Below are 25141 nucleotides of genomic sequence, written 5' to 3' on the forward strand. Positions count from 1 at the left end.
AGCAAGGGAAGCCCAGTTAGCTTGGCCGGGTATTTATCATTACTTTATCCTTATTTTTTCAAAAATGAAAGCGTTCTATTGCGGGAAGGGATGTTTATCCAATGAAAACAGCTAAGCCAGTAAAACATGTCGTCGTTGAGGATTCATTTTGGAAAAAGTATAAGCAGGTTGTGGCGGAAGAGGTCATTCCTTATCAGTGGAAAGCATTAAATGATGAGTTGCCAGATACAGAACCCAGTCATGCGATTGAAAACTTTAAAATTGCGGCTGGTGAATCAAGCGGGGAGTATTATGGAACCGTTTTCCAAGATAGTGATATTGCAAAATGGCTAGAAACGGTGGCCTTTAGTTTAAGGGATCATCCGAACCCTGCGCTTGAGGAACGGGCGGATGAAGTAATTGCGCTGTTGGGAAGAGCTCAAGCTGAAGATGGATATTTGAACACGTATTATTTGCTGAAAGAGCCCAACAATCGTTGGACCAACTTACGCGATAACCATGAGCTATATTGTGCGGGACATTTTATAGAAGCGGCGGTTGCTTATTACGAAACGACAGGCAAAACGCAGTTTCTTCACATTATGGAGAAATACGTGAACCTGATTCAGCAGATTTTTGGTACGGAAGAGGGGAAACGAAAAGGCTACCCTGGGCATGAAGAAATTGAACTGGCCTTAATCAAATTATACGACGTAACTGCAAAGGATCAATATCTTAAATTAGCGCAATATTTTATCGAGCAGCGAGGGCAGCACCCGATTTACTTTGAAGAGGAACGAGAAAACAGAATACAAATTCAAACAGAGCCTACCTGGAATGACGATAACAACATTAATTTTGGCTTAGGCTTCGAGTACCAGCAGGCACACAAGCCTGTCCGGGAACAAACTGAGGCTGTTGGTCATGCCGTAAGAGCGGTGTATCTGTATATTGCAATGGCAGACTTGGCTGCGAAGACAGGAGATGCCTCCCTTTTACAAGCCTGTGAAACCCTGTGGGACGATGTTACGAGCCGAAAAATGTACATTACCGCTGGCATCGGATCTTCTGTAAACGCGGAAGCGTTCACTTGCAATCATGATCTTCCGAATGACAGCATGTACTGTGAAACCTGTGCTTCTGTAGGGCTGGCCTTTTGGGCCAATCGTATGCTGCGCTTAGCACCAGACCGGAAATATGCCGATGTGCTGGAACGTGCGCTGTACAATGGAACAATTAGTGGGATGGATCTGGATGGCAAACGGTTTTTCTACGTAAATCCATTGGAAGTTAATCCTTTTCAAAAATCCAGAAAAGATCAGGAGCACGTAAAAACAGAACGGCAAAAATGGTTCTTCTGTGCGTGCTGTCCGCCCAATTTGGCCCGCATGATCGCATCGGTCGAAGACAATATGTACACCCAAACCGAGGATACGTTGTATACACATCTGTATATTGCAGGCAAGGTGAATCTGACTTTATCCGGTCAAGAGGTTGAAATCACACAAACTCATCGCTATCCATGGAACGCGGATTTGAGCTTTTCGATTCATGTAGCAGAACCGACTTCCTTTACATGGGCGCTACGGATTCCAGGCTGGTGCAAACATGCCGAGGTACAGGTGAATGGAGAAGCCATTTCATTAGACCATCTGGAAAAAGGCTATGTAGAAATTCAGCGCATTTGGAATGACGGTGATGTGGTTTCCTTGCATTTGGCTATGCCCGCTGAACGGATTCGAAGCAATCCGCTTGTCTCCATGAATCAGCAGCAAGTCGCTCTCCAACGCGGTCCAATCGTGTTTTGTCTGGAAGAAGTGGATAATGGGGCAAATTTGGCAGGATTAAGATTGCCGAAGGATAGTCTCATTACGGAAGAGTTTAGCGAGAGCCTGCTGGGTGGCATTGTAAAGCTGACGACAGAGGGTTATCGGATGAAAAGCTCAACTGCATTATATAGCTCGGAGCCCCCTGAATTGGTTTCTCAACAAATCACCGCCATTCCTTACTACGCCTGGTGCAATCGGGGCAAAGGGGAAATGCGTGTATGGGTTTATGAATCATAATTCATTCGCATGGGGAGAGAAAAAATCATGAGCACGAGAATTGTGAGTACGGAACCACCCGAAAAAGCAGCCAGTACCGTTCCTTTTCATCGTAAAATCAGCTATTCATTAACGGATACGGCGGGCAATCTTTTATACTGTGTTATTTCCAGCTATCTATTATATTTTTATACCGATGTGTTTGGTCTTTCTATTGGGATTGCCGGGACGCTGCTATTTATCACCCGCTTTATAGATGCCATTGATGCCCCGATCTGGGGCATCCTGATTGACCGGACCAAGTCAAAATACGGGCAGAGTAGACCTTATTTTCTATGGTTATGTATCCCGTTTGCGGTGTTTATGGTTCTTACGTTCACGACACCCAACTGGAGTGAGTCTGGAAAAATTGCGTACGCGGCGATCACTTATATCATAGCCGGCATCCTGTATACAGGGATTAGTACGCCAATTACCTCCATACTCCCTAACTTGAGCACCAACTCTAACGAGCGCGTCGTATTGAACTCCTTCCGCATGGTCGGGGGAAATGTGGGCTTCTTCATAGCTACGACGTTTACGTTGCCTCTGGTGGCCTTCTTTGGACAGGGGAATGACCAAAAAGGTTTTTCGTTAACGCTCGTTTTATTTGGAATCATGGCCGTTATCATGTTCTTGATAGCGTTTGCCGATTTGCGAGAAAATGCAGCGGTTAAAACCAAGTCGGTTCCTATTGCTAAAAGCTTTACAGCCATCAAACGAAACTGGCCCTGGATGCTCGTCGTAGCTGCTAACCTGTGCTATTGGATTGGCTTGAATATCCGTTCAGCAACGCTTATCTTTTATCTGCAATACAATCTGGATAGCAAAGACTTAGTTCCTTTAATCAACGGATTGACCTCTTTACAATTGATCTCGATGGTTCTGATTCCGTTTTTCGCCAGAAAATTAAGTAAAAATAGCATCATGATTATCGGATTGATCCTGGCTGCACTGGGGCAGGTTGTGATATTAATGGGAAGTACGGACTTAACCCTCATTATTATTGGTTGGATTATTGGTGCGTTAGGATCGGGCTTTGCATGTTCTATGCCGTTTGCGATGTTATCAGATACAGTCGATTACGGGGAATGGAAAAATGGCATTCGGGCAAGTGGTTTCCTGACCTCCATTGGAAGCGCATTCTGTATTAAAGCGGGTAGCGGAATCGGCGGATTGTTGCCAGCATGGATCATGGGCAGCACGGGTTACATCGCTGGGAAAGTTCAAACCCCTACTGCGTTGTCTGGCATTCAGTTCAGCTTTATCTGGCTGCCGTTTATTATTTTCCTGATCGGCATCATTCCTATGTTCTTCTATAAAAAATTCGAGAAGAACGAAGCTTCCATTCAACAGGATTTAATTGCGAGAAGATAATTTTAATTCCACCTGAAAACCTGTTCACTGAGCTGAGCAGGTTTTTGTGTTTTTTTCTATTTTAAATGTGAGCAAAACCATTGACAGGATTTTCTTTTGGGGTGATACTTCTATGTAGAGAAAAGTGTACGAAATTAAGAACTAGGTGCGTCTAGCCTTGCAACTTTATACATTTTCCTGCAATGAGAGCTCTTCTGTTGAAGGGTTTTTTTCAATTTGATAAAAAGAATGTGATGATATGAGTCAACTGAGTGTCAGAATAAGAACACATGGCTTTCTGAATAAGTATTTTTCGGGCGAGTCTATTGATTATCGACAGATTATTGCTTTATTTATTCCTCTATTGATCGATCAGGCTTTTATTGTGGGTCTTAATTTGGTGAATACGGCAATGATTAGCTCATCGGGTATGGCGGCGGTCAGCGCGGTGAATATGATTGATTCACTGAATATTTTTCTGATTAATGTGTTTGTTGCCGTGTCCACCGGGGGTACGGTTGTCGTTGCGCAGTATAAGGGGAGCGGTAACGACCTTATGGTCTCTAAGGCCGCATCCGGCACCATTTCCTCCGTTTCCTTGCTGGCCTTAGCTATCAGTCTGTTTATGATCGTGTTGTACAATCCGATTTTAAGTGTTCTGTTTGGCTCCGCCTCGCCGGATGTATTAGCTAACGGCAAGGTGTATCTGCTGGGAAGCTGTATGTCTTTCGTTGGGATTGCAGTAGTTGAGGCGGTGTGTGGAGCGCTGAGGGGTATAGGGAAGACGAGGGCATCGCTGGCACTTTCTCTTATCATGAACCTTTCTTACGTTCTTTTAAATGTAGTGTTCATTAATGTATTGGACATGGGTGTGCTGGGTATGACGATTGCTGCCAATGTGTCCAGATACGCAGGGGCAGTTTGTGCATTGATCTTTTTGGTCAGGATAGATGATGACTTGCGTGTTCAGCTTAGAGATATGCTTTATTTTAATATATCCATGCTTAAAAAGATTCTGTTCATCGGGCTTCCATTTGCAGCGGAGCAGATGTTTTTCAATGGGGGTAAAATTCTAACCCAAATTTTCATTGTGAGCCTGGGAACGAATGCGTTGGCGACGAATGCTATTTGCTCATCACTGGCTAACGTGTTCCAAATTCCTGCGAATGCCCTGGCTCTTACGATTGTGACTGTGGTCGGTCAATGTATGGGACGTCGAAATGTCGAGGATGCCAGAAAGTTTACCAAATCATTTATTTGGTTGTCGTCTTTTTCTTTTATTGTCATGGGCCTCATTCTCATGCCTTTGTTCAAGCCAATGGTGGGTCTGTTTCATCCGCCTGCTGAAATCGTAGATGACATTTTCATCGTCATACTGATGAATACGTTGGCCCAGATCCCGCTGTGGTCCATCGCCTTTATCACACCCTCTGCGCTTAGGGCGGCAGGTGATTCGAAATTTACGTCCCTCACCTCGATGCTGTCCATGTGGTTGTGCCGGGTGGTGCTTGGGTATATTTTGGGCATCGTCTTCAATCTGGGGATTGTCGGTGTCTGGCTGGCTATGGATATTGAATGGGGCGTGCGGGGTATCGTTTTCCTTTGGCGCTTCCGAGGGAATAAATGGGTTCAACATCGTCTGATCGACTGAATAGGTCCACTCCTGTAAAATTGACTTCTGGATGAAGCATTTTATAGGAGTGGATTTTTTTGAAATTAAGTTTGACAAGAAATGATGGAATGATTAAATTTAACTGGGATTTAAATTGACATCAGGGGTGTATCATTTGGAAGAACATGATTTAACGAAAAACCAACCTACAGTAGTTCCGGGAGAGTATGCGACTCATGGCAGCTATCGTCGACCGGAACCGGATAAGATGGCAGTATTATCAGGAACATACGGAGTCTCTATTTTTTTCAGAAGATGGGCGGCCTGGATGATTGACTTCATCCTTATCGTTTTCGGATATGGAGGACTGGTTTATTTTGCAGCGAAAAAGGTAGCTGTTGCGGAAAGTCCAAATATCGTCATGGTAGTCGGCATCTTCCTAATTGGCTCCTTCTGCTATTATCTGTTACTGGAAGGACTTACAGGCTATACGCTGGGCAAGTTTCTACTTCGTATTCAAGTTGTAAATGGGGAAGGAAGATCGCCGGGCATTGTTAAATCGTTGATCCGTACCCTCATACAACTGGTGGATATGAATCCGCTGCTTTTCTGGGGGCTGCCTGCTGGTATATGTGTGCTGGCGACACCCAAAAAGCAACGGCTTGGTGATATGGCTGCAAATACATATGTTGTTAAGGTGCGGGATCTGAGAGCTGTGGGAAGAAAGAAAACCGGGATTTTTGCAGGGGCGATCATCCTGATGACGATCATTTCGGCCATCCTTGCTGTATCCCTTATTTCTTCTCTCATCACACAAATAACCAAGCCCGAAGTTTTCGTCAGTAAGGATGATCAGTTTGGGGTTACGGCTCCTTGGAGCTGGTCACGGGATGATACGATGAATGAGGAAGCGGACATCTCCATTAAGAATGAGTTTACAGAAAGATACTTGATTGTGTTGTCTGAACCGAAAAGCGATTTTGACAGCAGTATGACTCTTCAAGAGTATAAACAGATCGTTCAGGATCATATAGAGTCAGGACTTAAGATCCCACAATCGGGGAGCGCTTCTGACATCGTGGTGAATGGATACCCAGCCATCGAATTTACCCTCAAAGGAGAAGTGGAAGACGTTCCAATTATGTATAACGTAACCACGATTGAAACACCTTCACATTATCATCAAGTGCTAGCTTGGACCTACGCTTCCCGTTACGGCCGGGCAGAGAAGGAACTGAGCAAGATTAGAGACAGCTTCCGCGAAATGAACATCAAAACGGAGTAGGCGGAATAGTGCTGTACAAGCGAAGCGGTCGCTTTCAAAGCTTTCCGTAGGAAAGCTCGCTTCGGAAGCCTCACCGCCTGCGTAGTGGCGCTATAGTAGATTTATATAAATCATTTTATCCTACAATAGAATGTCTGATCACTCGCAATCCGGCAACTTTCGCTACCTTGCCTTGCGGGTGAGCTGTGAATCGGATCGTAACTTCATCTTTTTGGCTCGTTACGGGTTGAGGAAGCTCGTAGACGAAGGTTTCAAATTTGTTCATTTCCTCGGACTCCAGCTTGCCTTCTCCTAAAGTCTGCCCATCTGCGGTGATATCAAAGTCACGATGAATGCGATCCGAATCTTTCAGATATGTCACCGCTAATTGGACAGGCTCATCCGGAAGGACCTTCATCACAAAAGAAAACCAGCCCCCAGGCCATGTATCGCGATATTTACGGTTATAGATGGAGCCCAGACTCACATGCTCACCCGTAAAGGCATGATCCCGTTCCGGCTGCATTTCGGCAGGCTGCATAACATCTACAGTAAGCCGTTCGAGCTGCAACTGATACGCTAACGCAGTGCGGTATTCCTCCTCTGTTGATGCCCATTCTTCCTTGGAAAAGAGGTCCCAATAGACGGTATATGAACGATCATACATCTGATAAAACGGACGAAGCTGCAAGTCTCCGATATAGCCCAAGTCGTTCATACGGAATGTATTAGGCTCATTCCCGTCAGCAATCAGCTTCGTTGTCAATGAGTCGGCCGCTCCGATCAGAACAGACGCAAGCAGACGTTCCTCGTTGGACTTCGGTGTGACAGGGCCAAGGTCTCCAGCCAGCACAAGCGGGCCGTACATAAAAGCAATTCGGCGCGGATTGTCCGGCATTTCCTCGATTCTCACTGTCATAGGAATGTCGTACTCGATCGTATCCGCATCGTTCCATTCCCGTTCAATTACAACGTAGCTGGTAGGACAAGCCTCTGTGGCATACTCTTCCCCGTTGATTTTAATCATCATACCTTGCTCCGCCCAATGTGGGCATCTGAGCTTGATCGTGAACAATTTGGGCTCCTTGCTGATGACGCGCAGCGTTCCCCGACCATTTTGCGGAAAGAGAGTTTCTTGTTTTAACTGTACATCCATCTCCTCCCACGTCACGGTAGAAGGGACATATTGATTAACATAGATCGTTTCTGGCGTGTGAAAATAAATCGCAGTGCCGTACATGGAGTGGCTTTCCATCCCGGACCCGACACAGCATGTAAAATCGTCATATTGAGAATTGAAGGACTTGTGTCCACCCATTTCCAGTGATACAAAGTAGCACACACGCCCATCGACAGGCTGCTGTGAAGCCAGAATATGATTGAACATCGCTCGTTCATAGTAGTCGGCATAGGCTGCGTAGGCGTCCCATTCGAACATATGTCTTGTTAATTTCAGCATGTTGTAGGTGTTGCAGGTTTCGCAGGTGCCTTCGCCCAAACGGTCATTCAGCTTCCCCGGTTCACCAAAATGCTCATTATAGCTATTGCCGCCAATGACGTAGGAATGCTTATGAACCACCCGCTCCCAGAAAAAGCGGGAGAGATCCGCATATTGCGGTTTTCCGGTCATTTCATATTGCCTTGCAGCGCCAATGATTTTGGGAATCTGCGTATTGGCATGTCGCCCTGCCAGTGTATCCCGGCTGTCTGCAAGGTCATTCAGCACCTCTCCATGATAAAAGCGTTCCGCCAGCCTCAAGAAGCGCTCCTCCCCGGAATGTTCCGCCAAATCGGTCAGCACCTCGTTCATGCCGCCAAATTCGCAATGAAGCACCTGTTGCACCTGATCATCGTTCAGACCCTTGAATACATCCTCCAGCCAATCGCCGAGCTTGATTTCCATCTGCAAAGCCTTGGGATGACGCGCGAGCAGATGGGCATCGCGCAAGCCTGCGAAGAGTTTATGCATGGTGTATAGCGGCACCCAGCCTCCATTCAGATCAAAGCCTTGCGAGCGTATATCTCCAGCCTTCACTTCCTCGAAAAGCTCTTTCCCACGCGGAATGCCGGAAATGTATCCGTTTCCATGATTGTTTTGGCATATTTCCAGTTCATTAACCACATAGTTCACTCGCTCCAGCAGTCTTTCGTCACCTGTGGAGGCAAACATCAGCGCACAGCCGGACAGGTAGTGACCGAGTGTATGTCCGCTGATGCCACGCGCTTCCCAGCCTTCATAGTGAGCCGCTTTGGGCTCCAGCCCTGCATATTCACGAAAGCGCGATAATAAACGGTCGGGTTCCAAACTCAGCAGATAGGCTGCGTTCAGTTCCATCGCATGGTAAAGTGGGCCGGAATCAATGCTTACTTTATGCAAGTCAAAAGCTTTTGCTTTCAAAATCATCGCTCCTTAGCTAAGATGAAAGTGTATATTTCTCCACTACATTAGCATTGCCATCGCGGTATGTCAGTAGCTTAACCATACAATGGGTGGACAAATCCGAACATGAACCTAAAGAGGCGATAAAATGACTTATCTGAAAGTAAACGTGGATACACCCGTTCAGCTTATCTCAGCAGGTGAGTTTATTTCCGAGGTGCCCTGGAAGCATATGAGTCGTTCTATAGAGAACTTCGAGCTGATCCTTGGCGTCCATAAGAAAGTATATATACGAGAAGAACAGGAGCATTTTGAGATCGGGGAAGGAGATATTGTGTTGCTTTATCCCGGTCGTACACATAGAGGGTATCAAGAATCGTTGCCGGGAGTTACATTTTACTGGTTTCATTTCGATGTTCCCACGCCCCCAAATGTATTATCTAATGAAGAAATGAAGCAGGAGACCCGTGTGATGGATGCTCATTTGCAGCGCCATGGCTTTGTACGGGATATCTATATACCGCAATGTGTACGCGCAGGCAATGGAGACCGGATTCATATTATCGTCAATCAGATTCTGCACGTAGCCAATTCGCACTATCTTACGTATCACAGTGCGAATTATTTGTTCACCTCGCTGCTGATTGAGATATCTGAGCTGGCTCTCAGCCGCTTGACCTCCAGTCCTGCCAGCCCACAGGGGAATGTGAGCTTCAACAAGATTATCGAGTGGACCCGTATTCATGCGGAAGAACCCATAACAGTGACGGATTTAGCTCGAAAATTTAACTACAACAAGGATTATATATCCCGTTTGTTCAAGCAAAATACAGGTATGCGCCCCTTGGAGTTCATTCACAGCATCCGTATCAATAAAGCCAAGGAACTGATTTCCCGTACAGATATGAGCATTAAGCAGGTTGCAGAAGAAGCGGGATATACGGATGAAAAGTATTTTATGCGTCAGTTTAAAAAAATAGTGAATATGACCCCTTCGCAGTACCGGAATGCTTATCACAAAACATTTATGAACAAAGTCTAACGAGAAGCTAAAGCGCCTTGTGCGCTTTTTTTTCTTTTCCATTCCCAAAAATTAACTCTAATGCATTTCCGCTTGGATAGGGAAATTTTATAGGTAAAACATTAGGAAAGAGTCGGCTAGAATGAACTTGTAAGCGTTTCACTTGTAGATAGAAGGGAGGAGAGACATCCACCATGATTACTAGAGAACAGATTTATCTGGATGAGAAGCTGGAGACAAAATCGGCTGTATTTGAATTTATTGCCCAAGAGGCTGAGAAGCTGGGTGTCACCGTCCATAGAGAACAGTTGGTGCAGGATTTGTGGGAAAGGGAGAAGGTATATTCAACAGGCCTTCAGGATCAGTTTGCCATACCTCATACGCAGAGCGAAGCAGTCACAAGACCAGCAGTTCTGGTTATCCGATTACAAGATAGTATTGATTGGGCATCTCATGATGGTAAGCCTGTCCAGTATATTTTCAGTATTTTGGTGCCCAAAGGCTCCGTGGATGTATCCCATTTGCAAATTATTTCTTCACTCGCAACCTTGCTATTGGAGGATTCCTTCAAAGAGGCGGTAGCCGGTGCCAAGAGCGGCGACGATGTGTATCATTTGCTCGAACAATATACAGAAGGGTTGGTGTCATAAAAATGAAAATTGTAGGCGTTACATCGTGTATTGCAGGTTTGGCTCATACCCCGATGGCGGCAAAAGCACTGGAAAAAGCAGCAGCACAGCTCGGTCATAACATTAAAGTGGAACAGCAGGGTGCGCTAGGACAGGTGAACAAGCTTACGGAGGAAGAGATTGCAGCAGCGGATTTTGTATTGATTGCTTCGGACCAGACGGTTAAGGAAGCGGAGCGTTTTGAGGATAAACGAATCGTTCGTGTCAAAATCGGTCATGCAGTCAACAATGCGGAAGCGGTTCTCACCAAAGCGGTGGAAGCCATCTCGGCTCAAAAATAAGGCTAAGGCGGCAAAACTGAAAAGCAGCAGCGTAGCTGTCTTGATTAACAACCGATTAGCCTTTGGAAAACAGTAGTATTCAAGATAGGAGAGAACATGATGAAAAAATGGCTGAGTGAAGCTAGAAAGCATCTAATGACAGGCATTTCCTACCTTTTGCCGGTTATTATTGCAGGTTCCCTGATTGTTGCGGTGTGTAAAATTATTGGACTGACGATGGGGGTCACGGACTTCGGCCCCTATGCCGATAAAAGTGGATTTCTTCATATTTTATACTTGATGGAAAATGTCGGCTGGCGCGGAATTGGGCTGCTGAACATGGTGCTGGCCGGATATATCGCCTATTCGATTGCCGATAAGCCTGCGCTAGCTGCGGGGCTGATCGGTGGCGTACTGGCACAGGAAACGAACGCCGGTTTTCTGGGTGCGCTCGTTGCCGGGTTCTTTGCCGGATACCTCACTCTGTGGGTGAAAAACAAAGTGAAAATCACAGGCCCAGCCGCTGGTTCTGTTCCGCTGATTATTCTACCGCTTATTACAGTGGGCTTAACGGGGATTCTCATGTCCGTCATCCTGGGTGGACCGCTCAGTGCGATTAACGAAGGGCTGGTTAACTGGATCAAGCATATGAGTGAAAGCGGAACCAGCACCCTCGTGCTTGCCCTGATTTTGGGAGCCATGATCGGGTTCGACCTTGGCGGTCCTGTCAATAAAGCAGCCTGGATGGCGGGAAATGCGTTATTCCTGTCGGGTGTATATTTGCCCAATATTTTCGTAAACATTGCTATCTGTATTCCACCCTTGGGCTATGGACTTGCGACTCTGATTCTGAAACGCCGTTTTTCCAAAACGTATCGTGAAGCTGGAAAAGGCTCAGTCATCATGGGCGTTATCGGAATTACCGAAGGTGCGATTCCCTTTACGCTGCGCAACCCTGCCAAGCTGATTCCGTTGAACATGATTGCCTGTGCGGCAGGTGCGGCATTGACAGCTTTGTTGGGCGCACATGTCATTATGCCTCCAATCGGCGGTTTGTATGGCGCGATATCTGTAGGTACTCCGTTTGCATATCTGGCTGGAGGAATCACTGGGGCGCTAATTATTGTGGCAGGAACTTTGCTCGTCAACTTCCGTGAGGAAGAGCAGCAAGCTGAGACGAAGCAAGCGTCCGTTAAGAAAAACGGAGAAGATATTGAACTGGTGTTCGACTGATTTCACTAGATAAGTTGAATTCAAAAATGCACATCAAAACGAAGTAGGCGGAATGGTGCTGTACAAGCGAGGCGGTCGCTTTAAAAGCTTTCCGTAGGAAAGCTCGCTTCGAAAGCATCACCTCCCCGGATTTCTACTCTGATTATCGGCTTTATTCCAGAAATCTGGGGGCGGTGGCGATGGGAAGCACTATCCGCCTGCGTAGTGGCACAATATGGAACTTTTAAGCTCAGCTTATATAAATAGAAGATAGACAGCATGGAGGGAGATCAGGATATGAGCCGTACAAAAGTGCATGTCATTCCACATACTCACTGGGATCGGGAGTGGTATTTTACCACTTCCAGATCCAAAGTTTACTTGGTAAAGCATGTGAAAGAAGTGCTGGATGCGTTAGAAAATAGGGATGGTTTTAAATATTATCTTTTGGATGCTCAAGGGTCCCTGTTGGATGATTACATCAAATGGTGCCCTGAAGATGAGGAACGCATTCGCCGTCTTGTGACTGACAAGCGCCTGATGACCGGGCCGTGGTATACACAAACGGATCAGCTAGTCATTTCCGGTGAATCCATGGTTCGCAATCTGTATTATGGCATGGAGACAGCGCAGAAATATGGTCATGCGATGAAGGTCGGTTATGTGCCGGATGCTTTCGGTCAATCGGCGCAGATGCCGCAGATTTATCAGGAGTTCGGCATTCGGCATTTTCTGTTCTGGCGCGGTGTGGCAGACAATACAAATCCGAAAACTGAATTTTTGTGGAAGGGCTCGGATGGGAGTCAGGTGTTTGCGGTTCAAATCCCGTTCGGGTACTACTATGGCGGCAATATTCCAGAGGAACCCGGAGAACTTGAGGCATATCTGGACAGCCAAATCGGTACGCTGGAGGAAAAAGCGTCCACTCGTCATGTTTATTTTCCAAACGGCTTCGACCAAGCACCTGTACGCCTGAATCTGCCGGAGCTGATCCGCAAGTTCAACGAGCTTGACCCGGAACGAGAATATGTGATGAATGAGCCGGAGCGTTTCCTTGAAGAAATTGAAAAGGACAGCAGTGATCTTCCTGTGCTGGAAGGAGAGCTGATGGAAGCGAAGCATATGCGTATCCATAAGTCGATCTTTTCTACGCGTGCTGACCTCAAGCAGCAAAATAACTATATTGAAAATTTAATCGTAAATACGCTGGAGCCTGTGCTGTCGATCAGTCATGCACTGGGGCATGATTACCCGCATTACATCGTGAAGGATATCTGGAAGCTGATGTTTGAAAATGCGGCCCACGACAGCATCGGTGGCTGCAATAGTGACACGACGAACCGGGATGTAGCTTTTCGCTACAAACAGGCGCGGGATATCGCGGAAAATCTACTGGAGCTGCATAAACGCCTGATTGCTTCAAAGATTAAACAGGAAGAGACATTCGCCTTTACCATCTTTAACACATTGCCTTATCCGCGTAAGGGCGTTACAGAGATGGATGCTTACTTACCGGAAGGAAGCTTTGTGATTCGGGATACGAACGGTCAGCAGCTTCCGTATACGATTACCGAAAAAGTGGAACAGACGGATTACGTGCTCGGTCAGCATATTGATCTGAATCCGAGCAAAAAGGTGTACCTGCCTGAGCGTGTATTCCGTGCCAAGCTGCTGGTAGAGCTTCAGGAAGTGCCTGCTATGGGATATACGCAGATTGTATTTGATTTCAGTTCGACCGGGGATGCCATGGCAGAGCGCAGCAACGGGAACTGTATTGAAAATGAATTTTATAGCGTAGCTGTACAGAAGAACGGGGCATTGAGCATTACGGATAAAATCTCGGGGCGTGTGTACGCGGATCAGATGGTGTTTGAGGAAAATGGGGATGACGGAGACTCCTATAACTATTCTCCGCCGGAACGTGACCTTACGGTTTCTTCGCTCGGTGCTGATGTGGAGGCTATCACCTCTAAAAGTCCGGTAGCCGAGGAGTTGTCCCTTCGGATGAAGCTGAAGGTTCCGTACGATTTGAATGAACGCGCCGCTGCTTTGACTTCTGCTGTGCTACCACTACAGGCATCGGTTTCCCTGCGGAAAGGTGAACGCCTGATACGATTCTCGGTGGATGTGGATAATCAGGTGCTGAGTCACCGTTTGCGAGTGCTATTCGATACAGGGATTGCCTCCAGGCTATCGATTGCCGATCAGCCGTTCGGGGTCATTGCCCGTCCGACGACACTGGAGGAAGTAGAGGTATGGGAACGGGAACTGTGGACGGAGAAACCGATCACGATTGAGGCCCTGCAAAGCTACGCTGCGCTGAGCGATGGTTCCCGCGGAGTAGCGGTGCTGACCGGAGGAGTAAGGGAATATGAGGTCATTGGCGAAGCACATGATACAATAGCGCTGACGTTATTCCGCACCTTCGGGTTTATGGGTAAGGAAAATCTGTTGTATCGCCCGGGACGCGCTTCGGGAGAAAAGATCGTAGAAACGCCGGATGCACAGCTCATTGGCGATCTTTCATTCACTTTTGCCCTGCATGTGCATGAGTCTGGTTTTGATGAAGCAGATGTAGCTAAAGCGGCCAAGGAATATTTAACGCCATTGACCAGCTACCAGTTGTCTGACTTCCTGAATGGCCGTTTAATTTTCGCCTTCCGTGACGAAGAAAGAATATTCGAGCAAAACTACAGCCTGCTATCCTTTAGCGAGGATTCGAATGTGATCCTGAGTGCATTCAAGAAAGCAGAGCATAATGATGGATATATTGTGCGTGTATTTAATCCTTATTTGGAGAAGAATGCAATCGGACGCGTCACATTCGGTGAATCGGCCCACTACGAGCTGGCTTCGCTGGATGAGCGCTCCAAGGGAGAAGTGCTGGCCTCGTCCGATGCGGACGGTGCACAATTGCCGGAATTGGAGCATTGCAAGCTGTTGACGGTACTGGTAACCCCGGAATCGAAGTAACATAGAAGCAAAATACGGCTTATCGGAAAGGAGGTCTTGAATCTACATGATTTTTCCCTACAAACGCTTGAAAAAGCTGTACCAGCTCGTCAGTGGAAATGATCAAGGCTGGTCTTGGACCACCAAAGCGCTCGCTGAGCGGCTGGAGGTGACAGAGCGGACCATCCGCGATGATCTTAAGAAGCTGGACAGTATGCTGAATGAATATGGAGCATATCTGGAATCCAAGAGGGGTAGCGGCTATACGATCAGGGTTGATGATCGTGAGAAATACCATTTTTTTGCGGATGAAAGTCAGGAAGAAACAGAAGTAAGTCAGCGGCTACCGGGGGCTCCGGAAGAGCGCATACGGTATGAACTGTTCAAGCTGCTGAATGCGAGGGAATACGTGAAGATGGAAGATCTCGCCGATGAGCTGTATATTAGCCGGGCGACCATGAATAATGATTTTAAAATCATTCGGCGGATTCTGGATGATTATGGTCTCACTCTGCGCACTAAGCCGGGATATGGCGTGAAGGTGGTCGGGGAAGAGAAAAGTATCCGTTACTGTCTTGCTGAGTATGCCGATGTACGTGATGAAGAAGGACAACGCAGCGGTATGCCTTTGGAACAGCAACAGCTGTTTCAGGGGCTGGATTTACCGCGAATCCGTGCAATTATTTTGAAGCATCTGCGGCCCAACGGCATCAAGATGGCGGATTTGGCGTTGAAAGACCTGATCACCCATCTGGCGGTTATGGTACTGCGAGTGAAGGAAGGGCATGGATTGGAGCGCTTTGAAAAGGTGGCAGGCGGTCAGCGGGATATTGAACTGGCTACCACCATTCTGAGTGAGATGGAAGAGGCTTTTGGCATAACCTGTCCTTTAGGGGAGCTGGATTATGTCCTGCTGCACATCGTCAGCAAAAAGATGGCCGAAACCGAGTGGGAGCGTCTCCAGTCTGACCGTCTCTTCTTAGCTGTGCGCGAGATGCTGACTTTTGTCTACGAGCGCTTCACCTATGATTTGCGTGACGATGAACGGCTATCCCGGGACTTGTTTGTGCATCTGAAACCGATGCTGACTCGGCTGGAGCATGGCATGAACATGCGTAATCCGTTGCTTGGGCATATCCGCAAATACTATCCACTAGCCTATGAAATCACGGTCGGTGCGGTAAAAGAACTGCAAAAATCGTTCCCGTATGACATCAACGATAACGAAATCGGTTATTTGGCGCTTCATATTGGAGCTGCTTTGGAACGCAAATACAATATTCCACATCGGCGTCGTAAAACCGTGTTGCTGGTGTGCGGCTCCGGCTACGGAACCGCCCGGATTCTGGAATCCAGACTGCGTTCCCTGTTTGCCGAGCTGGACGTATCCCGGGTGGTCTCACTTCGGGAATACGAGGAGATGCCTAGCGTCGATGAGGACCTAATTGTATCCACGATCCACTTGCAGCAGCATAAGGATAAACCTTCGGCGGTGATCAGTCCGATTCCTTCGGAACGGGATATGGAGACGATCACGCGGATGGTGCGTGCCAGCGATGAGGAGCAGGAAATTTCACTGCTGCGGTATTTTGACAAGGACTTGTTTATGACCCGATCCGATCAGCCGGACAAAGATACCCTGATTGAAGAAATGAGCGGTATGTTGAAGCACGGAGGAGTTGTGACCGACAAGTTTCTGCCAGCAGTCATGGAGAGGGAGAAGCTGGGATCTACTGCACTGGATCGAGGTATGGCGATTCCCCATCCTCTGGAGCTTAGCTCTAACCGGACGGTCGTAAGCGTATGTCTGCTGGAAAAGCCGATCCAATGGGATGCCAACCATGAGGTCCATGTTGTATTCCTGCTTTCGATCTGTAAAGAGGATTACGAGCAGGCGATGGGGATTTACGATCTGTTTGTAGAACTGATCCGTCAGGAAGAAACGCTAGAACGACTAAAGCATTGCCACTCCTTTGACGCCTTTATGCTGATCGCCCGTCAGGTGCTTGCAGTCAAGAGCAATGATTACCATTGAGGAATGACCAGTCTGTAGTCCCACTATATGAGGCAATAAAAAAAGAGATCATTCGCGATCTCTTTTTTCGGTTCACACATGTAGTTTGGATGCATGGAGCTCGATTAATAAAGCTAGCTGATCCAACGAAAATTTATGATTAACCATATCTACAGTAAAGTCTTCGGCTGCTTTCTGATCCATTTTAAACTGAAAGCCATTGTAGCGCAAAAAAATGAGTAATGCAGTAAAAGCTGTTCGCTTGTTTGCATTATGAAAAGGATGGTTTTGCCCTAGGGATTCGAATAATGCAGCGGCTTTGCTGAATATTGTGGGGTACGCATCTTCACTAAAAGCTGATGATTGAGGACGTAGAACAGCAGACTCAAGTAGACTGGTATCTTTGACGCCGATTTGTTCGCCTTTACTGTATCTTTCAATCATAGCGACATTAATAGCTATAACTTCTTGAATGGTTAAGAAACGAATGCTGCTCATCTATCCTTAAGTCCTTTAAGGGTTTCGTCATATGAATCCATTACTTGAGAAAGATTTTCAAGAAAATCATCACTTAACCCTGAGGGCAGAGTTATTTTGTTCGATTTTCGTATAATGATTTGTCCGCTCTTGTGATCTACTTCAACCTGAACTGTATCTCCTTGGCCCAGTCCGAGCTGCTTAATGGCTTCTGTCATAGTAATCCCTAAGCTATTTCCGAATTTAGTAATTTTACGTTCCATTCCAATCACCTTACCCATCTCTTTATCCTCCTTATTATACTATTCAACTGTTATAACAATTATACATGGTTTCATGGTATATAAACATATACTTTTTAATTCAACTTATATCTGCTAGAGAAATAGCTTGTCAGGCTGTGATTTGGTAATCTGAGGTAAGGGTTTAATTGGTTGCAGGCTATGTTATTACTTCATGAAAAAGGGGCGAGCGAGATGCTACAACCACCATTAAGGGATGAACTGACTCGAATACTGGAAGGGCATTCACTGGATGAAGAATTAAAAGAAGAGATTCATCAGGAAGCCCAAGCTGCTATACAATTTCATGTGGAGCATGAGGAAAATTACGAACACATTGGAAATAGTCGGATCGCCGGCTACCCGGATTTGCCACCCTCGATCGAGTGGCCGTGTGATTCAGACGGAGAATATTATACGTTTATTGCTCAAATCAATTTGGGTGAAATGCCTTTTTCCCCATACGAGGGGTTGCCTCATCAGGGTATACTTTACTTTTTTCTTGGGCTGGATGAGCCCGCCTATGATATTGACCATAAAATCTTTTACTATAATGGCGACAGTAGCGTTTTGCAGAAAACATTGCCACCGACCGGGAAGGTTGAAGTATGTGCTGAGAACAGGGGTTTCACATCTTATGCAATTTCTTTTCAGCCGATTGTTACCCTTCGGTCGGAGGGTGAGCTAGGAGATGTTCTTGTAGATCAGTATGAAGAGCTGTATGAGCTTGTTTGTGAACAAAGTGACACGGTGTGGGGTCAGCATCAATCTTTTGCCGGGAACACCCTGCGGGATGCTTATCTACGCCGAAACGGGCTAGAGGGTCTTCTGTTTAACTGGCATAAGAGTGAGAGTCAGATTCATAAGGAAATCGAGCAAGCTATGCATAGGGGAAGTACGGATTATGCGGAGCATTTACGATCCGAAGTGCTGCCTCAGCTGCAAGAATATCAGACGAATCGGGAAAAGCACGATCAGGCTTCAGCGAATTGGCATGTTCTGCTCTCGGTCTCTTCTTTGGACGAGGTTGGTATGTGCTGGTGGGACGCAGGGTATTTGGAGTTTTTTATAGATCAAAGGGACTTGAAGAACCTTGATTTCACGCGAACGTATGTCAATCTTGCTACGAGCTAGCTAAAGTTCTAGACTAGGGAAATAAAGTATTAAACTGACGTTGCTTCATTAAGGTAACGGGCAGGTTAGTTGAAGGAGGAGTTTCAACATTCTCATAGAAGTTTTTTTAACTAGAGGTTCCAAAGAAGGAGGTATCGGATAGGAACATGATTAAAAATGATGATGAGTTCAATGGTTTATTATCAAGAGGAATTCAGGTGAAGTTACATACGGTTTTAAAAGTAATATTGAGAAAGGAAGTGTATTGGAGGAATTTTTAAAGCAAATGGGCCATAATGCTGAAAAGATAGAGGGTAACTGGAGAATGGTTGATAAAGATTATGCTAAAAAGATCTTAATTTATGTTCTTTCGAAAAACATAACCCATGATATTGATTTGAAGACAAAACTGATACAGAGGAGATCAATGAAATTTTAAAAAAGCTCTGACCGCACGAATGCAGAATCAGAACTTCCTTCTCAGCTGACTTCAACAGCCGTTTTTATTATCCAGTGAACAATGTTCTCCTGCGGTATTTTGTACTAAGTTTGTGCGAGCCAGGCGTTCTTCAAGCTCATCGATGCCCATAGCACCACCAAGTGAGATTAACTCATTCCCATTACGGAGAAGTAGGGTAGGAAAGCTATTTACCCCGAGATGAATTACTTTGACGAAATCTGCGCGTGCTGCAGTAATTGCCACTGGATCATTTAAGAGTTCAAGGACTGCATTTGGATTAATATTGTTAGCCAGAGCAATTTTACGATAAGTTTCTGGATCACTGAGGCTCAAACCCTCGTAGTAGAATGCTTGTTGCATGGCGGAGGCAAGATATATGGCGCGATCTGGCGCCAGGGAACGCAAAGCATTAAATCCGATTGCGGACGACTCAGAATCCATAACGAAACTGCCATCTCTTAGAACTTCCTGGTAACCTGTTCCAAACTCGACACCAGTAAGTTGACTGATCCGCTTATTTGCTTCTGGAATATGAGGGAATGAACCAATTGAATGACTTCGATCACTAATAAATAGACCACCGCTCAAAACCGTAAGTGGCAATTCGGGGTGATTTTCATGCAGACTGCGGATCGTTCTGAAAACCCATAAGACCATCCACAATAGGCATCCCATGCATAGATAAGCTCTTTGTCAGTAGTCATGACGACTCCTTTCCAAATCAATTTTTGCTGACCCGCTCACCAACAACTGCAAAGCGTTTATTTTGGTGTTGAGGTTTTTCAATTTCATCAAGCATTGCAATGGCATAATCGGAATAACTGATATAACTTTCTCCAGCTGCATTCAAAATGACATGATCAGAACCTACCTGATATGAACCTGTCTTTTTACCTTCTGGGTCAAAAATTCCCCCAGGGCTAAGATATGTCCATTGTATATCGTTTGTATCTTGTAAATCCTGAAGGTTCTTCCACGTGTTAGTTGCTGTTGGTGAATATGCCAGTTAAAGAATTAAGGAGGGGTGGAGCAATTTCAATCAGTAGTCGTTTCTCAGTAGGAATTCACATTCTATCGTTGCTTGAGGTAAATAAGTTAGGGTTAATTCGTCGGAGTCTATAGCCAACAGCGTGAATACTAATCCTGTCGTTATAAGAAGAATCATGGGTATGCTTAAAAGTGCTAGTTTGGTTAAAATTAAACCTGGAATTGCAGGGGCTGAGTTAGCTCGGAGATTGTCTGATATCACCTTGTTTGATGTATATAAAGCCGTGAATGTGGAGGGCGCAGGAAACAGTCAAATATTATCTTGAAACTTATATACAGATGATTCTTGAGAGGAAGACTTAAGATTATGAATAATCGTTGATTTGCCCAAGCAAAGTCTTAAATGTTGTTTTTTGTCGAAACATATGCTATATTAGCGATGTAAACGTTTATATAAGACTCAAACAACATCATATATGATTCAATTTGGCGTGTTACTGTTCGGCAGGCAAGGCTTAAATTGGGTGGTTTGTATATCTAATATACCCGCCCTATTTAGGCCTTTTTTTATGCATAATTTTAGGGGTGAGGTGTTTTTATGAATTACAAAGAAACCGCTAGGGCTATTCTTGAAAATGTAGGCGGACAAGAAAATATCAATGATTTTCTCCATTGCTCCACCAGGCTAAGAATCAATCTGAAAAATCCCGAAAAAGCAAAGACCGAAAAAATTAAAGCGATGGAAGGTGTAATGGGGGCAGTATATAGTGGGGGACAATATCAAGTCATTATCGGCAATGACGTAAGTTATGTTTATAATGAACTTAAGCAAATGGCTAATATAAGTACAGACGAAAGCATACAACCAAACAAGAAAAGAGATCTGAGCTTCAAAGGTTTGTTCGAGAGTTTTGCCGGCTTAATTACGGGGATTTTTCAACCCATCATTCCGGCCATTGCAGCGTCGGGGATGCTCAAGGCTTTGCTCTTACTGTTCACATCCCTTGGTATATTAACGAAAGATAGTCAGTTGTACTCATTACTGCTTTTTATCGCTGACGCGGCTTTTTATTTCCTGCCTGTTTTGCTGGCATACTCGAGCGCACAAAAATTCAAAACCAATCCTTATATCGCAGCCACACTGGCGGGAGTTTTATTACATCCAAAATTGATTACACTGCTTGCAGGAGAAGTCCCGGTCCAAATTGCTGGTATTCCTGTTCCTAACATCAGTTATGCGTCTAGTGTTTTGCCAATCATTCTAACGGTTTGGCTCATGTCTTATGTCGAAAAATTTGCTGAGAAAGTATCCCCTGGTCCAGTTAAGATATTCCTTAAACCTTTGATTGTCATTCTTGTGATGGCACCTCTGGCTCTTACAATTTTGGGACCTCTCGGCAATTATCTGGGTCAAGGATTGTCTGACGGACTATTCTGGATACAAGGCAAAATTGGTTGGTTAACCGTTGTTATTTTGTCTGTGTTCCTTCCATTTATCGTAATGTTCGGAATGCACAAGGTGTTTTATCCTGTCATTTTTGCAGCTATGGTTTCACCCGGATACGAAACGTTAATTCATAGTGCTATGCTTTCTTCTAACATGGCTCAAGGTGCCGGAGCACTTGCCGTCTGGTTCTTGGCTAAAGACAAAAAACTGAAGCAGGTTGCCTTGCCGGCAGGTATATCTGGATTGTTCGGGATTACAGAACCAGCGCTCTACGGGGTTCATCTGCGGCTAAAACGTACTTTGGTAGCTTGTATGATCGGAGCAGGCTCGGCAGGACTCTTTGCCGGTCTGGTCAACCTGAAGGCCTATGCAGCGGTAGGACCAGGTATTGCTTCCTTACCGATGTTTATCGGGGCTGAGAATAATTTCACCTATGCGCTTATTACGATGGCTATTTCCATCATTGTTACTCCAATTGCCGTATATTTCATCGGCTTTAACGATCCCGCAGCAGAAGGCAAAACCAAGGGGGCGGCTGGTGAATCCGTTCAGGCGGAGACTACTCAACCAACGTCTAAGAAAGAGAAACTGCATTCGCGACTGGTCGTGTTCTCCCCGATTGAAGGAGAGGCGATTCCATTAAAAGACGTGAACGATGAAGCGTTCTCCCAAGAAGCGATGGGAAAAGGAATGGCCATTAAACCATCCAAAGGAGAAGTAGTGGCTCCATTCGATGGAACAGTTGAAACGGTGTTTCGGACGAAGCACTCCATCGGTTTGAAATCGGTAGAAGGGATTGAAATCCTGATTCACATCGGTATAGATACGGTCAAATTAAAGGGGCAGCATTTCAATGTAGTTGTTCAAGAGGGAGACACGGTGAAACACGGGCAACTCCTTATCGAGTTTGATATGAAAGCCATTGAGAAAGCAGGCTACGACACTACAACACCCGTTATTATAACAAACAGTGGTGATTATCTTGAAATCCTTGGATATGAGCAATCAGGAAAAATAGGAGCTGAGACGCCACTTATAACCATTTTGTAATATTATAGGGTGGAGATCACCCTGAAAAATAGAGGAGTATGGATATGAGAGTAGTTAAGGTTCTCAATACAAGTATTGTTCTGGCCAAGCGTAATGACAATAAAGAGGTTATCGCGATGGGCAAGGGAATCGGATTCAGAAGCAGACCCGGGGACATCATTGACGAAAATGAGATTGAGAAGGTATATGTCGTTGAGAATGAAGGCATGTCCTCGGATATGACGGCTCTGATGAAAGAAACGCCAAAAGAGTATTTAATATTGGCAGACGAAATCATATCCTATGCAAAACAACTATTATCAAGGGATCTCAGTGAAAATCTATACTTTTCTTTAACAGACCATCTTCATATGGCAGCCAAGCGATTCAAATCCAACATTACGATACAAAATCGAATGTTATGGGAGGTTCAAAAGTTTTACCCTCAAGAATTTCTCATTGGGAAGCAGGCATTGACGTTTATAAAAGATAGAATTGGACTGGATTTGCCAGAAGAGGAGGCAGCCAATATCGCCTTCCATCTGGTCAATGCGCAACAAACCGATCAGAACATGAGTCAGGTTATGATTATGACCAACACCGTGAAAGATATTCTTAACATCATTCGCATTCATTACGGGATTGAACTGGACACGTTAAGCATTAACTATTCACGCTTTTTGACTCATCTACAGTTTTTTGTTCAGCGATTATTGGAGAACACGATGCTCGAATCCAAGGACGATGAATTGCTTGAACGAATCTCCAGCAAATATCCGGAGGAGAGCAACTGTGTTTCGAAGATCAACAATTATATTGGTGCCAAATTTGAACGATTTATGTCCAACGAGGAGAGATTATACCTCATCATTCACATTAGCCGTGTGATGGATAGAACGGATTAACAGGAGGATGATTTCATGAATACAACCAGAACTTTTTCAGAAGGATTTTTATGGGGCGGAGCGATTGCAGCGAATCAGGCTGAAGGTGCCTGGAACGTTGCAGGAAAAGGCATTTCTACCGCCGATCTGGCTATGAATAAGAAAAATATAAGTAAAGGTGACTACAAAAAGCAAAACGCTGTGAGCTCGGAGCAGCTGAAAGCGGCCCTTCAGGATCAATCTACAGTGAATTATCCCAAACGAAGAGGAATTGGCTTTTATCATCGCTATCCAGAGGACTTGGCATTAATGGGTGAGATGGGAATCAAAACGTTACGAACTTCCATTGCGTGGACTCGGATTTTCCCAAATGGGAATGAAACAAATCCAAACGAAGAAGGTTTGCTTTTCTACGATCGCCTCTTTGATGAGATGATTAAAAATGGCATTGAGCCCCTGGTTACTTTGTCTCACTATGAGATGCCGATGTATCTTGTCGATCATTATGGGGGATGGACATCCAGAGAAGTTGTCGATTTCTTTGTACGCTTCTGCACAACGGTCTTCAACCGATATAGAGATAAAGTCAAGTATTGGATTACTTTTAATGAAATTGACGGCATCGTTCGCCATCCATTTACTAATGGTGGAATTGTTCCGGATCGCTTCGAGAATGTAGAGCGGGCAGTTTACCAATCGCTTCATCATCAATTTGTTGCGAGTGCTTATGCTGTAAAGCTTTGTCATGAGATCATTCCGGATGCCCAAATAGGTTGTATGCTGACAAGTTTGCTGCACTATCCTCATACGTGCAATCCGCTTGACGTATTGGCTGCTCATAAAAATAATCAATTCAATCTGTTCTTTACCGATGTTCAGGTACGCGGCGCTTATCCAGGTTACATCGAGAGATATTTTAAAGAGCAGGGCATTGTTATTGAAAAAGTTGAAGGCGACAGCGAGTTGCTGAAAGAGTATACGGCCGACTTCATATCGTTCAGCTATTATAATTCGTTTGTGGCCAGTGCGGATAGTGAGGGACTGGAAACGGTGAGCGGCAACACGATGGGAGGCGTTAAGAACCCCTACCTGCCTGTCAGTGATTGGGGATGGCAGATTGACCCTATTGGTTTGAGACTGGCGCTTAACAATCTGTACAGTCGTTACCAAATTCCTTTGTTTATTGTAGAAAATGGACTGGGTGCTTACGATACAGTTGAAGAAGATGGTACAATCAGTGATCATTATCGCATTGAATACTTGCGTTCTCATATCGAACAAATGCATGAAGCTTTGTTGGATGGAGTTGAAATCATGGGCTATACCGTGTGGGGAATCATCGACCTGATCAGCTATTCATCTTCTGAAATGGAAAAACGTTACGGTCTGATCTATGTAGATCAAGATAATGACGGGAATGGCACTTTGGAGCGAAAAAGGAAGGAAAGCTTCTTCTGGTATAAGAATCTGATTTCCAACAATGGACTATAAACTTAAATGGCAGAAGGGTGAACTACGGTTCACCTTTTTTCTTAACAACCTTGTTGTCGAAGGAGAAGAGCATATTCCTAATTACCGATCAGTCTTCTTCTCATTAATTCATTACGCTAACGGGAAACGTTAACTAAACATTAAGGAGT

The 25141-nt window shown here is 45.3% G+C and carries 17 protein-coding genes and 3 pseudogenes; 15 read left to right on the forward strand and 5 right to left on the reverse strand.

The features are described 5' to 3' along the window. Positions 1 to 101 precede the first annotated feature (101 nt). The 4 genes from HPL003_RS08550 to HPL003_RS08565 all read left to right on the forward strand — a co-directional run bounded on the left by HPL003_RS08550 (position 102) and on the right by HPL003_RS08565 (position 6316). The gene (locus tag HPL003_RS08550; protein ID WP_014279228.1) at positions 102 to 2045 is read left to right on the forward strand and encodes a glycoside hydrolase family 127 protein; all 1944 of its coding nucleotides are present in this window, start codon (positions 102 to 104) and stop codon (positions 2043 to 2045) included. A 27-nt stretch (positions 2046 to 2072) separates the two neighbouring features. Beyond that, complete coding sequence (locus tag HPL003_RS08555; RefSeq protein ID WP_014279229.1) at positions 2073 to 3440, forward strand: glycoside-pentoside-hexuronide (GPH):cation symporter; 1368 nt, start codon at positions 2073 to 2075, stop codon at positions 3438 to 3440. Positions 3441 to 3678: 238 nt separating this feature from the next. Further along, on the forward strand, positions 3679 to 5070 hold the full coding sequence (locus HPL003_RS08560; protein WP_014279230.1) for an MATE family efflux transporter: 1392 nt from the start codon (positions 3679 to 3681) through the stop codon (positions 5068 to 5070). 136 nt (positions 5071 to 5206) lie between these two features. Further along, positions 5207 to 6316 (forward strand): RDD family protein, encoded by a 1110-nt coding sequence (locus tag HPL003_RS08565; protein WP_014279231.1) that lies wholly within the window; start codon positions 5207 to 5209, stop codon positions 6314 to 6316. A gap of 115 nt (positions 6317 to 6431) precedes the next feature. Here HPL003_RS08565 and HPL003_RS08570 read toward each other — a convergent pair whose 3' ends face one another. Beyond that, entirely contained in the window at positions 6432 to 8693 is a 2262-nt protein-coding gene (locus HPL003_RS08570) for a glycoside hydrolase family 127 protein (RefSeq protein WP_081473700.1), read from the reverse strand. 130 nt (positions 8694 to 8823) lie between these two features. On the opposite strand from HPL003_RS08570, the gene HPL003_RS08575 reads away from it, so the two are divergent. From HPL003_RS08575 to HPL003_RS08600, 6 genes are all read left to right on the forward strand, one after another. Further along, positions 8824 to 9717 (forward strand): helix-turn-helix transcriptional regulator, encoded by an 894-nt coding sequence (locus HPL003_RS08575; RefSeq protein ID WP_014279233.1) that lies wholly within the window; start codon positions 8824 to 8826, stop codon positions 9715 to 9717. Positions 9718 to 9890: 173 nt separating this feature from the next. Next, on the forward strand, positions 9891 to 10346 hold the full coding sequence (locus tag HPL003_RS08580) for a PTS sugar transporter subunit IIA (RefSeq protein ID WP_014279234.1): 456 nt from the start codon (positions 9891 to 9893) through the stop codon (positions 10344 to 10346). Positions 10347 to 10348: 2 nt separating this feature from the next. Continuing rightward, the gene (locus HPL003_RS08585) at positions 10349 to 10666 is read left to right on the forward strand and encodes a PTS fructose transporter subunit IIB (RefSeq protein ID WP_014279235.1); all 318 of its coding nucleotides are present in this window, start codon (positions 10349 to 10351) and stop codon (positions 10664 to 10666) included. Positions 10667 to 10765: 99 nt separating this feature from the next. Then, the gene (locus HPL003_RS08590; protein WP_014279236.1) at positions 10766 to 11878 is read left to right on the forward strand and encodes a PTS fructose transporter subunit IIC; all 1113 of its coding nucleotides are present in this window, start codon (positions 10766 to 10768) and stop codon (positions 11876 to 11878) included. Between the two features lie 276 nt (positions 11879 to 12154). Continuing rightward, positions 12155 to 14830: a mannosylglycerate hydrolase gene (mngB, locus tag HPL003_RS08595; RefSeq protein WP_238533457.1), complete on the forward strand. Its 2676-nt coding sequence runs from the start codon at positions 12155 to 12157 to the stop codon at positions 14828 to 14830. A 46-nt stretch (positions 14831 to 14876) separates the two neighbouring features. Beyond that, positions 14877 to 16844, forward strand: a complete 1968-nt coding sequence (locus HPL003_RS08600; RefSeq protein WP_014279238.1) for a BglG family transcription antiterminator — start codon at positions 14877 to 14879, stop codon at positions 16842 to 16844. 72 nt (positions 16845 to 16916) lie between these two features. Here the strand turns inward: HPL003_RS08600 and HPL003_RS08605 are convergent, their stop codons facing one another. Next, entirely contained in the window at positions 16917 to 17321 is a 405-nt protein-coding gene (locus HPL003_RS08605; protein WP_014279239.1) for a type II toxin-antitoxin system death-on-curing family toxin, read from the reverse strand. Further along, entirely contained in the window at positions 17318 to 17581 is a 264-nt protein-coding gene (locus tag HPL003_RS08610; RefSeq protein ID WP_014279240.1) for an AbrB/MazE/SpoVT family DNA-binding domain-containing protein, read from the reverse strand. Before HPL003_RS08610 ends, HPL003_RS08605 begins: the two co-directional genes overlap by 4 nt. Positions 17582 to 17776: 195 nt before the next feature. Here HPL003_RS08610 and HPL003_RS08615 point away from each other — a divergent pair, with 195 nt between their 5' ends. After that, positions 17777 to 18715, forward strand: a complete 939-nt coding sequence (locus HPL003_RS08615) for a YwqG family protein (protein ID WP_014279241.1) — start codon at positions 17777 to 17779, stop codon at positions 18713 to 18715. Between the two features lie 469 nt (positions 18716 to 19184). On the opposite strand, the pseudogene HPL003_RS08620 reads toward HPL003_RS08615, so the two are convergent. Both HPL003_RS08620 and HPL003_RS29665 read right to left on the reverse strand, forming a co-directional pair. Next, positions 19185 to 19858 (reverse strand): annotated as a pseudogene (locus tag HPL003_RS08620) (DsbA family protein). 17 nt (positions 19859 to 19875) lie between these two features. Then, positions 19876 to 20154, reverse strand: a pseudogene (locus HPL003_RS29665) (NAD(P)-dependent oxidoreductase); the annotation flags it as partial. A 32-nt stretch (positions 20155 to 20186) separates the two neighbouring features. Between HPL003_RS29665 and HPL003_RS08630 the strand changes: the two are divergent. From HPL003_RS08630 to HPL003_RS08645, 4 genes and pseudogenes are all read left to right on the forward strand, one after another. After that, positions 20187 to 20434: pseudogene (locus HPL003_RS08630) on the forward strand (Rrf2 family transcriptional regulator); the annotation flags it as partial. Between the two features lie 305 nt (positions 20435 to 20739). Next, complete coding sequence (locus tag HPL003_RS08635; protein ID WP_014279247.1) at positions 20740 to 22638, forward strand: beta-glucoside-specific PTS transporter subunit IIABC; 1899 nt, start codon at positions 20740 to 20742, stop codon at positions 22636 to 22638. Positions 22639 to 22682: 44 nt separating this feature from the next. Further along, positions 22683 to 23522 (forward strand): BglG family transcription antiterminator LicT, encoded by an 840-nt coding sequence (gene licT, locus HPL003_RS08640; protein ID WP_014279248.1) that lies wholly within the window; start codon positions 22683 to 22685, stop codon positions 23520 to 23522. Positions 23523 to 23537: 15 nt separating this feature from the next. After that, positions 23538 to 24992 carry a glycoside hydrolase family 1 protein gene (locus tag HPL003_RS08645; RefSeq protein WP_014279249.1) on the forward strand — a complete coding sequence of 485 codons (1455 nt, stop codon included), beginning with the start codon at positions 23538 to 23540 and terminating at the stop codon, positions 24990 to 24992. Positions 24993 to 25141: the final 149 nt, after the last annotated feature.

This window comes from Paenibacillus terrae HPL-003, from assembly GCF_000235585.1.
GTDB classification, from domain to species: Bacteria; Bacillota; Bacilli; order Paenibacillales; family Paenibacillaceae; genus Paenibacillus; species Paenibacillus terrae_B.